General features: G+C 36.5%; 9 protein-coding genes. 3 read left to right on the top strand and 6 right to left on the bottom strand.

The features are described from left to right. Positions 1-18 precede the first annotated feature (18 nt). The 3 genes from M0051_RS02650 to M0051_RS02640 all read right to left on the bottom strand — a co-directional run bounded on the left by M0051_RS02650 (position 19) and on the right by M0051_RS02640 (position 2932). Positions 19-852, bottom strand: a complete 834-nt coding sequence (locus tag M0051_RS02650; RefSeq protein WP_306739990.1) for an FKBP-type peptidyl-prolyl cis-trans isomerase — start codon at positions 850-852, stop codon at positions 19-21. Positions 853-1018: 166 nt separating this feature from the next. Continuing rightward, positions 1019-1840 (bottom strand): DUF4412 domain-containing protein, encoded by an 822-nt coding sequence (locus M0051_RS02645; protein ID WP_306739989.1) that lies wholly within the window; start codon positions 1838-1840, stop codon positions 1019-1021. Between the two features lie 360 nt (positions 1841-2200). Further along, positions 2201-2932, bottom strand: coding sequence for a TlpA disulfide reductase family protein (locus M0051_RS02640; RefSeq protein WP_306739988.1), 732 nt, complete (start codon positions 2930-2932; stop codon positions 2201-2203). An 871-nt stretch (positions 2933-3803) separates the two neighbouring features. On the opposite strand from M0051_RS02640, the gene M0051_RS02635 reads away from it, so the two are divergent. Beyond that, positions 3804-4547 (top strand): DUF6261 family protein, encoded by a 744-nt coding sequence (locus M0051_RS02635; protein WP_306739987.1) that lies wholly within the window; start codon positions 3804-3806, stop codon positions 4545-4547. Positions 4548-4670: 123 nt separating this feature from the next. Here the strand turns inward: M0051_RS02635 and M0051_RS02630 are convergent, their stop codons facing one another. The 3 genes from M0051_RS02630 to M0051_RS02620 form a co-directional block, all read right to left on the bottom strand. Then, a complete protein-coding gene (locus tag M0051_RS02630; protein ID WP_306739986.1) occupies positions 4671-7100 on the bottom strand; it encodes a PAS domain-containing hybrid sensor histidine kinase/response regulator in 2430 nt (809 codons plus the stop codon). A gap of 311 nt (positions 7101-7411) precedes the next feature. Further along, entirely contained in the window at positions 7412-8269 is an 858-nt protein-coding gene (locus M0051_RS02625; protein WP_306739985.1) for a ChaN family lipoprotein, read from the bottom strand. Positions 8270-8477: 208 nt separating this feature from the next. Then, positions 8478-9917 (bottom strand): sodium:solute symporter, encoded by a 1440-nt coding sequence (locus tag M0051_RS02620; RefSeq protein WP_306739984.1) that lies wholly within the window; start codon positions 9915-9917, stop codon positions 8478-8480. A 108-nt stretch (positions 9918-10025) separates the two neighbouring features. Between M0051_RS02620 and recR the strand changes: the two genes are divergently transcribed. Next, complete coding sequence (recR, locus tag M0051_RS02615) at positions 10026-10646, top strand: recombination mediator RecR (protein WP_306739983.1); 621 nt, start codon at positions 10026-10028, stop codon at positions 10644-10646. Between the two features lie 288 nt (positions 10647-10934). Further along, positions 10935-12245 (top strand): dihydrolipoamide acetyltransferase family protein, encoded by a 1311-nt coding sequence (locus tag M0051_RS02610; RefSeq protein ID WP_306739982.1) that lies wholly within the window; start codon positions 10935-10937, stop codon positions 12243-12245. Positions 12246-12387: the final 142 nt, after the last annotated feature.

The following is a 12387-nucleotide window of genomic DNA, read 5'->3' as shown; positions in this document are numbered from 1 at the left end:
CTCTTAAAGCACTTAAGCTTAATTTACTTTTAATAGCTCAATCTCGAAAACCAAAACCGAACCCCCAGGCATACCGCTGTAATTGTAACTGCCATATCCCAAGTGTGCTGGAATAATCAACTTCCCCTTTCCACCTTCTTTAAATAACGGAATTCCTTCTTTCCATCCTTCAATTACCTGGCTTAAATCAATATCAACACCTACCGAACTACTTTCATCGAATTTTGTTCCATTTAAAAAGCTGCCTTTGTACACAACTTTCACTTTCGATTCTTCAGTTGGCTGCGCTCCTGTTCCAACCACGTCCATGGTATAGTATAGGCCCGATTCTGTTTTTGTAGCATCCAAGCCTTTATTTTCGATGTAAGCCTGAATGTCAGTATCGTTTTTCTCAGCAATCATCTCAGGTGAGTACACCTCTACTTCGAAAATAAGAACCGATCCTGCCGATATGTTACCATGATCCTTACTGCCATAACCCAAATGTGCAGGAATCAATAAGGTAGCTTTACCTCCTTCGTTAATATAAGACAAGCCTTCAGCAAATCCTCTAATTACATTTTGCAGATTGAACGAAGCCAAATTATCGCCAGTTGTATCAAACACTTCTCCGTTTGTAGTGTAACCTTTGTAAGTTAGCGTTACATCCGAAATCATGCTAATGTTTCTACCTGCACCCTCATCCTCAATTACGTAATACAAACCCGATTCAGATCGCGTTGCATTCAAATTGTTTTCAATTAGATAAGCGGCAATCTCCGCATCGTTTTCTTCTCTGTAGTCTTTCTCTCCATCGCTCGAACATGAGCTTATCACAAATGCCAATATCAAGGCAAGTAAATTGTACTTCATTTTAGTTGATTTTGTGTTAGAGCGACAAATATAATGAAATACAGCACTTACAAAATAAAAAAGCTCTTTTGAGCGATAAATACCAATAACTAATAAGGTTTAATTAAAAATGGTATAAAATGCCTCCAAGAGCTAATCAATTGCAAAATTTCTTCCCTTTTGATCCCTACTCTTCCATATTCTGAAAAATATGCTCTAAACTTACCTCTCTGCAATTCGATGGTGGCGCAAAGGTAGAGGCTGGAAGATTTTTCTCCGTTAATTCCACCACCTCATCAACAACCGTATAATCCTCTTGAAAATAAACCGTTTTTAATGGAATCCCTTTCTTGTGCAAGCTCCAATACTCATCGGTATCTTCGTAATCCGACGAAGCCATTCCCATGCGCATACTTTCGGCCAAATCCCTAAAAATCTCCGGATTCCAATCCTTGCTCGAAATCATATTTTCTGCCAGCCAAACCTCTTCCATCTTCTTTCCATCCGATTTTATAATGTATTTTTTGGCCGATCTTTTGGCAATCGTCATCACTTCGCCAGTTGACACAATATCTACCACGGGAGGTTTTGCTTTTGTGCCTTGCATCTTGTTAAGCATTGGATTATTCGCCCCCATTTGTTCCATCATGGCACGTTGTTCGGGCGTAAGGTTTTTCATTGCCTCCTCCATTTGCGCAGAATACTGATCCATTGCCTTGCCAAAAAACTCTTTCATTTTGTTTTTGAAATCGTCCAGGTTTCCTTTCCAATAGGTATTCTCTTGCACATTTACAAAGGTAAGATCGCGCGTATTTCCATTTATAATGAAAATGTGCCCCTCATCAAGCATTTTAAATACATTGTTCTGTAAATACATCTCGTTCCAACTACTCTCATACTCACCCGTAGTTTTCGACTTAATAATCCATCCTGCCGATAATGGCTGATAACAAACCATCACAAATAATGCGGTAAACAACAAGGCTACCAGCAAATTTTTACGTTTCATCTTTTTCGTTTTTCAAGCTTTAAAGTTTTTAGTGTTGCATACGCTTCATCCGAAATTCAATGCTTCGATAAAGCCAAAGAGAGGTTGTGTTTTGGGAATATACCAACACACTATTTTCATAGTAAAAATGGCATGAGAATAAAATTAAGGAATATGTAGATGCAAGTCAAGTAAAGGAGGATGGGCTTTTGGAATGCTGCCAACCTGAAGGCAAAAAAAAAGACCTGTCAGGTTTTGAAAACCTGACAGGTCGATATTTTAAATTTTTGCACCTCAAATCGTATTCTAAAGGGATTGCAAATAAGGACTATCTAGATATTTAATCACAACGAACTACTATTATAATACCCTAAGAATAAGCTATAAGGCTTTTTGAATCGCTTTATCAATAAAACTAACACAGCCAAAGCCTACTCCATTAGTCTGAAAAACATATTTCCCATCTCTGTCTATAACAACATTTGTTGGGTAAGCATTTAACTTCATCAATGAACGCAATTCTTTAGAAAACTGCACTGTAGGATACAAAAATGAGGCCTCTTTTAAATGTTCCTTAAGCTCGTCCAAACTATCGGGAGCAAATGAAATAAATACGACATCCTTATTGTCCTGATATTTTTTAACCAGTCTGTTTAAAGCCGGCACCTCCGTAAGACATGGCAAACAACCAGTATACCAATAATTAAACACAAGCACTTTACCTTTCAATTCTGAAATGTTGTATGTATTACCTTCCAGGTCGGTGGCAATAAAATTTGGCAGTTCTTTACCCAAGTTATTCTCAACTTTTAAACGCTTTAAGGACTCTTCCATCTTAAGCTGAAGTACATCTTCATCAGCTTTTAGGAGCTGTATGCCCTCTGATTTATTTTTCTTATAGTTTCTAAAAAACTTTTTAAATGCCTTTTTATTATCATGAAAACTTGGTATCGGACTAAGATATTTACCCCAATAAATATAGGAATCGAATTCTTCATGGCTGATCCAATTTCCATCGGCATCCCGATAAACTTTATCCTGTGCAAAAGAGCTTAAGCTAGATGCCACAAATAAAATGGCAAGTAATTGTTTTAATACATATTGTAATTTCATAAGTTAAATATTTTTAATACATCACACCAAACCTACAAAATTATAATCACTTAATCAGTTATTTTTTGCTCTTCAGCTAAATATTTTGATTCAAAACAATTATTTGACCACTATTATTAACATCTAAATAAAGAAATCAGAAATACGAGCAACAAATATGGCATTGAAATCCTTGCAACGAAGATATTGCCAACGCATTTGGCATTGCAAGTACTGCAATGGTCATAATGGTACAAAAACGAGCGTAGAAAGTGAAGAAATTGCCGTTTTTGTACAAATACGAGCGTTTCTTCTTTTGCAATGCAACTATTTGTACAAATAGAAGCTTTGAAAGTAAATAAATGGCCATTTTTGCGCGAATATGGCAGTTTATTCGATTGAAATCCTTGTTTTTGTCATCAACAAGGGCTTTTCAAGTCATGCAAAGGCCATTTTTGTACAAATATGCCTTTTTCATGTGTTTCAATGGCTGTATTTGTAGCAAAGCAGTTGTTGCATCATTTGCAATGCGTGTTTTTCAATAAAAAGAAGTATTGAAGTATTTTATTTGCAGTTTTGCAATAGATAGATCTTAACAATCGGGCTTAACCCAGTATCGTTGGCTTTTTGCAATACCTTATCATGTACTTAACCTTACAAATAATATAGAACCTACTAAGTTAATGAATATTTTTCACAGAAACACCTGTCAAGTTTGCCAAATTCCATTTTAATACAAATCATAAATTAAGCACTAACTTTTTGTTATTGTTCAGTTTTTATTTTATACCTTCGTTTTCGACTAAAAAAAATGATATATAACTTATGTTTTCGGAAACAAGCTTACTAACCAAATTTGATGTTTGTTTCTTTAACCCAAAAAACAAAAGAAATGGCAGAAAGTGTTTTTTATTATTGCGACAGCAAAGAGATTAATACCATTGCAAGTGTCGCAAGTTCGGAATTGGAAAAAGGCGATTGGTCTGCAGACTTTATCCTTAGTATGATTCTGAATGAGTTGAAGCAGGAAAATGAATTGTTAAGTCAGTCTATTGCCCATGTGCATGGCGACATTCTTGCTGAAAACGTGCGTAAGGAAGACAAAATTGCTGATGATGATTTTATGTGTTTAAAGCAATTTGTTAAAGCCAACATGTACATGCCCGATGAAGAAATTGCCAAATGTGCCGAAAAGGTTTATGAGTTAATTAAATCGCACAACCTGCAATTGAACAAGCTGAACTACGAAATGCAAATTTCTATGAGTAAAGCTTTGCTGCAAAATCTAAACAACGAAACATTTAAACCTAAAGTTGACAAGCTGCTGAGTGTATCCGATAGAGTTGTAAAGTTTGAGACATCAACCAATGCACTTACCGATGCTTTCAAAAAGTTAAGTGAAAACAAGGCCAGCAAACTTGATTACATCGCTCCATCAATCCAGAAAAATAAAGTTCGCGAAATTATAAACGAAAAACTTATTCCTCATCTGGAAAGTGCAGCCGCAGCACTTCCTGAAAAGTATGCTGCCAGTTTTAAAATAATTTGTGAACGTATTGAAGAAACGAATAGTAAGGTGCGTGCCCGAAAAACACGCAACCAAAAAGATATTGAAGAAGCTACAATACCCCAATAGTAGTGGTTAAATAACAATTAACACACATGAGCAAACCTTCGGGTTTGCTCCTTTTTTTTTTGTGCAGAAATTAGTATTTTCAGTATATCCACAGGCTATCGCAAAGCGGCAGTAGTCATACAATCAGCTTTTCTTGCTTCGCCCATTCCCAAAATACTTATGCAATAATGAAACCAATGCGTTTTTACCAATGGGTTTGGCAAGGTAATCGTTGCATCCCGAATCGATGGCTTTCTCCCTATCGCCTGATAAGCCATAAGCGGTTTGAGCAATAATCACCACATCTTTATTAAACTTTCTGATGTTTCTGGTAGCCTCGTAGCCGTTAAGTTTGGGCATTCTCATATCCATTAATATCAAATCAATGTCTGAAACATTTTTGCAAACTTCAACCACTTCTACTCCCGTGTTTACTTTTCTGATTTCGCTACTGTATTTTTCCATAAAATGTGCAAGTAAGGCACTCGAAACGGCATCATCTTCGGCGATTATAACATTCAATTCCAATTCCAACAGTTCATTATAATCTTCACCATTCTTACCTGTTTTTTTCAACTTTTCTTCTTCCGATAATATTTGATATGGAATGGTAAAATAAAAGGTAGAACCAAAATCCTCTTCGCTTTCCAGCCATATTTTACCTCCCAGCATATCTATATACGATTTGGTGATAGATAATCCCAAACCAACTCCTTGTCTATCGATTTCCTCAATATTTTCGGCTTGAACAAAACGATCGAAAATTGCCCCCATTCGATGCTTTGGAACCCCATGCCCCGTGTCTCTTACAAAAAATTCCAGATCATTGTTCTTCTTCAGATACCCAAATTCAATAATGCCCTTTTTGGTACATTTAATTGCATTCTTAACCAAGTTTGTTAAAATGGCAAATAGCTTTTCGCGATCGGTTGTAACCAAGGCCTCGTCCCAAGGCAATCCATTATGAAACTGCAGCATTAAGCCCTTCTCTTCCACTTCGCGTTTATAAAAAGTATAGATGTATTCCACTTGTTCATTTACATTCGAATCACTCAATTTCAATTCCATCGACCCCGATTCTATTTTAGAAATATCGATAATATCATTAATGATATTTAGCATTCGCTTACCACTTTTTCCGATAATATCGATGTATTTTTCTTTCTTTACACTTTTTATTTTAGGAGTTTTAAGCAATTCTGCAAAGCCTAAAATACCGTTCATCGGTGTTCGTATTTCATGACTCATGTTGGCCAAAAAGGCTGATTTTAACCGATCACTCTCTTCGGCCTGGTTTTTAGCTTTTATTAATTCATCTTCTGTACGTTTCCTATCGGTGATATCAGAAACCGATCCTGCCATACGCACTGGCTTACCATCTTCATCTCGCACCGATTCCCCTCGGGCAAACAACCAAACATACTCCCCATTCTTTTTCTTCATCCGAAATTCTACCTCGTAAGCATCATTCTTTTCGAAGTGATTGGCAAGTGCTTCCAACACCTTCCCCGAATCTTCGGGATGCATCCACTTTATCCAGTTTGAAATTCTAGCCTCAACTTCACCAGGTTGATATCCCAATATCTCATAAAATCTATCGGACCACCAATACAAATCGCTATCCAAATCACTCCAATCCCAAATGGCATCATGAGATCCTTTTACTGCCAAGGCAAAACGCTCCTCACTACATCTCAACTTTTTTAATGATACTTTTTCTTTTGTGATATCACTGGAATTGTACAGAACCAGTTTTGTTCCATCTTCCGAATTGTGAATGGGAATGTATATTGTTTCCGAATAGTATGGGGAATTGTTAAGAATAATCTTTTCGGTATGTGATATTTTTTTGTCGGTCTCAATTACTTTCTGATAGTTGTTCAGTATGTAATTGCAAATCTTTTCATCAAGACAAAGGATATCGAGTACCAATTTTTTTAAATCCTTACCTAGAAAATCTTGTTCCGACAAATCAATTCCAAATTGTTTTAATTTTGTTAGGAAGGATTTGTTTACCGCTACGATTTTAAACCTCCTGTGACTTACATATTCAGATAAAATTTGAATATCCTGAGTATGATTAAACACTGCAGATAAATAATTCTTGCTGTCGATTAATTTCGCTTTAACTTTATTTTGCTCCGTTACGTCAACATGCGTTCCTACAATTCTAATCGCCACTCCATGCTTATCAAAAACGGCCTCGGCTCGCGAAAGAATATCTACCCAATATCCATCTTTGTGCTTCATTTTAAACTCTGTAACAAAGCGATCAGTCTCTTTGTTTATCAACTTTTTTTGCAACTTATAGACTCTCTTTACTGCTTCAGGTTCAATTAATTTTTCCCAAACAGAAAAATCATTGGGAAGCTCACAGTCTTCATATCCCAACATTCTTTTCCATCCCGGAGAGTAATAAATCGAATTGGTTTTAAGATTCCAGTCAAACAAACCATCATTAGAGACCTTCATTGCGAGTTGAAATCTCTCTTCACTCTCCTCTAACCTTTTATATGCATCAATTAAATTAGGATCTAGTATTCTTAGTTGCTTTTTATCAGCTTTTACAAACATGTCCTTAAGTATAGTGTCTGTTATTATAGATATTGTTTCCACAAAGATTATCAACACAAGCGTGTTGAGTCACTAACATTAGAAGGGTATGGATCGGTAGCTAATTTTTATCGAATTATTAATATAATAATAATTTTTCGTTTCTGGGACATATTTCAGGTATAAAATTCATACTTACAGACACATACCTTTAATTAAAATGTAATATTACTGATTTTTCGATATAAATACATTCAACGAATGCACACTTTACACCCTCGCATACCATCTGATTATATGAACATTACACACAACCTCTATTCTTAATCTGCTCAATATGTTTTTGTCATATCCTCACGAACAACTATACAATAAGTATTTTTCTCTTTTAATTTTGGATTCATTTTGCGGATCTCTTCGGCTGTTGTAGTGTAAATGCTAACAATTTTTAAATCGGGATTGGCTTGTTTTAAATACCAGATAATGCCCTCGTAGTTGTTTGAATGATATGCTCCATTGTAATGGATAAACTGCTGTCCTTTGCTCCAGTTCTCCAATATAAAATGTGCCATGGTAGCATCTTTTATGGCTTGGGCCTTGGGAAAATTGTCCAGTTTTTCAGCGCTCATGTGCATGCCCATTTTTTTCATGGCTTTATAGCCTGGTAATTCGGCATCGTATTTCACAGGCAGTGGAGCAATCCAGCTTTTTTCCTGATCGTTTAGTTGCTCCAGGGCTTCAAAACCACCTCTAAAAACCACAGATGCATATCGGCGTGGAATGTTGCTGGCTACAAAATGCAAATGCTTGTTTTTGGCAAAATCAAGCAATGGTTTGTAATCGGTTTTGTAATTTTTCCACAGGCGTGTGGTATCCATAAAACTCTCCTCATCCATCTCCCCTTTTACATACTTGCTCACATATTCCTGGTTATCGGCCTCGAACATCTCGGCTCCCAACACCAGTTTTTCTCCTTTTCGTTGATACAGATCTTTGGTCACTTGCAATTCCAACCAATGCGAAATGGGATTATTATGCAACTCTCCAAACAACACGATATCCGCATCAGCAATTTGTTTTATCATTTTCTGATATCGAATGGGTTTGCCATTCTCTTTAAATAGTCGATAGGTAGGATTTCCATTGCTAAAGGCCATTAAAACAAAAGCCAAAAAGATAAGCTTTTTCATGTGTGAGGTTTTAGAGTTGCTATCTAAGATAAGAAAACTTCATTGAATTGCCCTGAGTTAAAACTCAGGGCAATTCAGATCACAAACCATATCCAATACATGTTAGAGACAGCATTAATGCTGTCTTTACTATACCACGAAATTAACATCAAAACACCTTTGTGCTACTTCGTGATATCCTTCGTTTTCCTTTGTGGTAAAACTAAAATTATTGCTTCCTGCGAATCAACCATAAACCTATAAATGTCAATGCTCCATTAATCATCAACAATTCAAATCCAATGGTAATTCCAAACCAATCTACCGAATTGTCTTTAAGGATATAGCAAATAACAGGAGAAAGAATGGCGATTAACGGAACCAATTTGTCTTTTACTTGCAGCTTGGTAAACAAACCAAAGGCATAAAGCCCCAAAAGCGGACCGTAAGTATAACCAGCAACAGTAAAAATGGCAGCAATTACCGAATCGTCGTTTATTGCCCTAAATATCATGATTACCAATAGCAACAATGCAGAAAACAGGATATGCGACTGGCGTCGAAGTTTTCTTGTTTTCGCCTCATCACTCTCATCTGCATCTAAAATATCAACCGTGAATGAAGTGGTAAGTGAAGTTAAAGCCGAGTCGGCACTCGAATAGGCTGCAGCCATTAATCCTACTAAAAAGAAAAGGCTAACCACCGGACCAAGATGTTGTGTTGCCAACAGTGGGAACAAATCATCGCCTCGTTCGGGAATTGCAATTCCTTCGTGTTGAGCAAAAATCAAAAGCAAGGCACCCAAAATAAGAAACAACAAATTGGCAGGAATAAAAGCAAATCCATACCAATACATGTTCTTTTTGGCTTCGCTCAGATTTTTACAACTTAAATTTTTCTGCATCATATCCTGATCCAAACCTGTCATTACAATCGTAATAAAAGCTCCGGTAAAAAACTGCTTGAAGAAATTTTGTTTGCTATGCCAATCATCAAATACAAATACTTGCGAATATTCGCTTTCGCTAATCATGTTAGTTAATCCCGAAATATTCAGGTTCAGTTTATCCATGATCAAGAAAATACTCACTCCAACCGCAAGCAGCATAAATAAGGTTTGCAAGGTATCGGTCCACACAATGGTTTTAATTCCTCCCTTAAATGTGTACAGCCAAATCAATAGAATGGTAATTACTACGGTAACTGCAAAAGGAACACCCCAGGCATCGAATACCGTTATCTGCAAAACATTGGCCATTAAAAACAAGCGGAAGGATGCACCAATGGTTCTCGATAACAAGAAAAAAGAGGCTCCTGTTTTATAGGAAGCCTTACCAAATCGGCCATCCAGATAAGTGTAGATTGAAGTCAGATTCAATTTGTAATATAGTGGCAAAAGAATATTGGCCACAACAATGTATCCCAACATATACCCCAACACCATTTGCATATAGGTAAAGTCGATGGATTTTACCCAACCCGGCACCGATATAAAAGTAACTCCCGATAAGGATGCTCCAACCATACCAAAGGCTACCACATACCACGGCGATTGTTTGTTTCCTACAAAAAAACCTTTATTATCGGCCTTTCGACCAGTAAAATAAGATATCAATAAAAGAAGGGCAAAATACCCAACAACAACAGATAGTATCGTAATTGGTGTCACAGTTGATCTTTTTAAGAATGAAGATCAAAAATAATCAAAGCTATCAGCTTTCAGAAACCTGACAGGTTTTTTATTACTTTTGAGCTAAACTTAAGAATTGAAGACAAAATGAGCTATACCAATTTCCCATCGAAACTATTGGAAAATGCAGTTGCCGAATTTTCTAAACTTCCAGGTATTGGAAGAAAAACTGCATTACGCCTGGTTTTGCATTTGCTAAATCAGCCCAAGGAAGATGTGCATCGTTTTGGTTCTTCAATTACTCAACTTCGCGATGAAATCAAGCACTGTAAATCTTGCTATAACATTTCTGATACAGATGTGTGTGATATCTGTTCGAATCCAAAGCGCGACCATGAAATTATTTGTGTGGTTGAAAGCATTCGCGATGTAATGTCGATAGAACGCACTCAGCAATACAATGGAATTTATCATGTTTTGGGTGGAATCATATCTCCTATGGATGGAATCGGTCCCAGCGATTTGCAAATTGATCCTTTAATTGCAAAAGCCAATGAAGGCAAAATGAAAGAGGTAATTCTTGCCTTAAGCACAACCATGGAAGGCGATACTACCAACTTCTACCTATACAAAAAACTAAATCAATTTGATGTAAACATCACAACTATTGCGCGAGGGGTATCCATTGGCGATGAACTGGAATATACCGATGAAATTACCCTGGGAAGATCGATTCTACACCGTACTCCTTTTAATCAAAATTTGTAAATGGTTAGCAGTTACAAAATTCGGGAGGATGTGCATTGATCACAAACATCTGCCCCTCTTTATATTCTATACTTTATACTTTGAGTTTGTAACTTGAGACTTTAGCTTCTATCTATCTCCTTATCGATAAATTGTATCTTCGGATACGTTTGTCTTTTTCTTCAATTTTATTAAATTCGCATAGTATTTAGACTAAATAAACACAATCAATTAAACACTATGCCCGATTTCTATTTAAATATTCATCGGGATTGCCTAACTTAATGGGTATCAAAAAAACAATCACACATGGCTAAAATTGAAATATTGATTCCAGCAATGGGGGAAGGAATCACAGAAGCAACCATTACACAATTTCTAAAAAAAGAAGGAGACCTTGTTGAAGAAGAAGAGTCGATTATTGAAATCGCTACCGACAAAGTTGACTCGGAAATTCCAGCTCCTCAATCGGGAAAAATTGCAAAATTCTTATTCGCAGAAGGTGATATTGCCCAAGTAGGCGATGTGGTAGCCATTATAGTTCCTGATGGCGAAGAGTTAGGTGATGAAGAACTTAAAAGCTCTGAACCTGTAAAGGTGGAAAAAGAAATAGTATTTGAATTACCAAAAGAAGAAACTACTGTTGAAGCTGAACCTAAACTAGCAAGTAAGACTGAGAATGGTTCGTTTATCTCTCCTTTGGTTCGTAAAATTGCACAGGAAGAAAACATTAGCTTACAAGAACTAAATCAAATTCAAGGTTCAGGTGAAAACAAGCGTATTACCAAAAAAGATATTCTTCAATTCATCGAAAATAAAAAATCACATCCTGTAATTGCAGAACCAATAGTTGCTCCGGTTAGTGCTACGCCTGCGCCTGCTCCGGTTTCACATCAATCTTACAATGGAGATAATGTTGAAATCATTGAGATGGACAGAATGCGTAAACTTATCGCACAGTACATGGTTCAATCGAAACAGGTTTCGCCTCACGTAACTTCATTCATTGATGTTGATGTTACAGGTCTGGTGCAATGGAGAAATAAAGTAAAGAACGAATTCCTGCAAAAAGAAGGTCAAAAATTAACCTTCACTCCTATTTTTGTGGAAGCCGTTACAAAAGCATTGAAAGATTATCCAATGGTTAATGTTTCTGTTGATGGTGACAAGATTATCCGTAAAAAATTCATTAACATCGGAATGGCAACAGCTTTGCCTAGCGGGAATTTAATTGTTCCAGTCATAAAATCAGCTGATGAGAAAAACCTTGTTGGAATTACCAAACAAGTTAATAGTTTGGCTGATCGCGCCAGAGCAAACAAATTGCAACCAGATGAAATTCAAGGAAGCACTTTCACCATTACAAACCTGGGCGCATTTGGCAGTACAACTGGTACTCCAATCATCAATCAGCCAGAAGTGGCAATTCTAGCAGTTGGTGCCATTAAAAAGAAGCCAGCCGTTATTGAAACCCCTCAGGGCGATACCATTGGAATCAGAAACATTATGGTTCTTTCTCTGTCTTACGATCACAGAGTTGTTGATGGAGCTCTTGGTGGAATGTTCCTTAAACGAGTGGCTGAATACCTTGAGAATTTCGACACCGATAGAAATATATAGTTGCCTTTTTAGCATAAATTTGAGCCGTTGAATTTTATTCTTCGGCTTTTTTTGTGTTTTATAAATAGATATGCTTAAATAATGTTACATTTTTATTTATTTTGTCTATTTATTGCAGAATTATATAATTACATTTATCAGA

Origin of the sequence: Marinifilum sp. D714 (assembly GCF_030851345.1) — a bacterium.
In the GTDB taxonomy this organism is placed as follows: domain Bacteria; phylum Bacteroidota; class Bacteroidia; order Bacteroidales; family Marinifilaceae; genus Marinifilum.
This window is presented reverse-complemented; position numbering and strand designations above follow the sequence as displayed.

Excerpts from the sequence above, each read along its gene's own strand:
- M0051_RS02640 (WP_306739988.1), bottom strand. The coding sequence starts at position 2,932 with ATGAAATTACAATATGTATTAAAACAATTACTTGCCATTTTATTTGTG.
- M0051_RS02630 (WP_306739986.1), bottom strand. The coding sequence starts at position 7,100 with ATGTTTGTAAAAGCTGATAAAAAGCAACTAAGAATACTAGATCCTAAT.
- recR (WP_306739983.1), top strand. The coding sequence starts at position 10,026 with ATGAGCTATACCAATTTCCCATCGAAACTATTGGAAAATGCAGTTGCC.
- M0051_RS02635 (WP_306739987.1), top strand. The coding sequence starts at position 3,804 with ATGGCAGAAAGTGTTTTTTATTATTGCGACAGCAAAGAGATTAATACC.
- M0051_RS02650 (WP_306739990.1), bottom strand. The coding sequence starts at position 852 with ATGAAGTACAATTTACTTGCCTTGATATTGGCATTTGTGATAAGCTCA.
- M0051_RS02625 (WP_306739985.1), bottom strand. The coding sequence starts at position 8,269 with ATGAAAAAGCTTATCTTTTTGGCTTTTGTTTTAATGGCCTTTAGCAAT.
- M0051_RS02610 (WP_306739982.1), top strand. The coding sequence starts at position 10,935 with ATGGCTAAAATTGAAATATTGATTCCAGCAATGGGGGAAGGAATCACA.
- M0051_RS02645 (WP_306739989.1), bottom strand. The coding sequence starts at position 1,840 with ATGAAACGTAAAAATTTGCTGGTAGCCTTGTTGTTTACCGCATTATTT.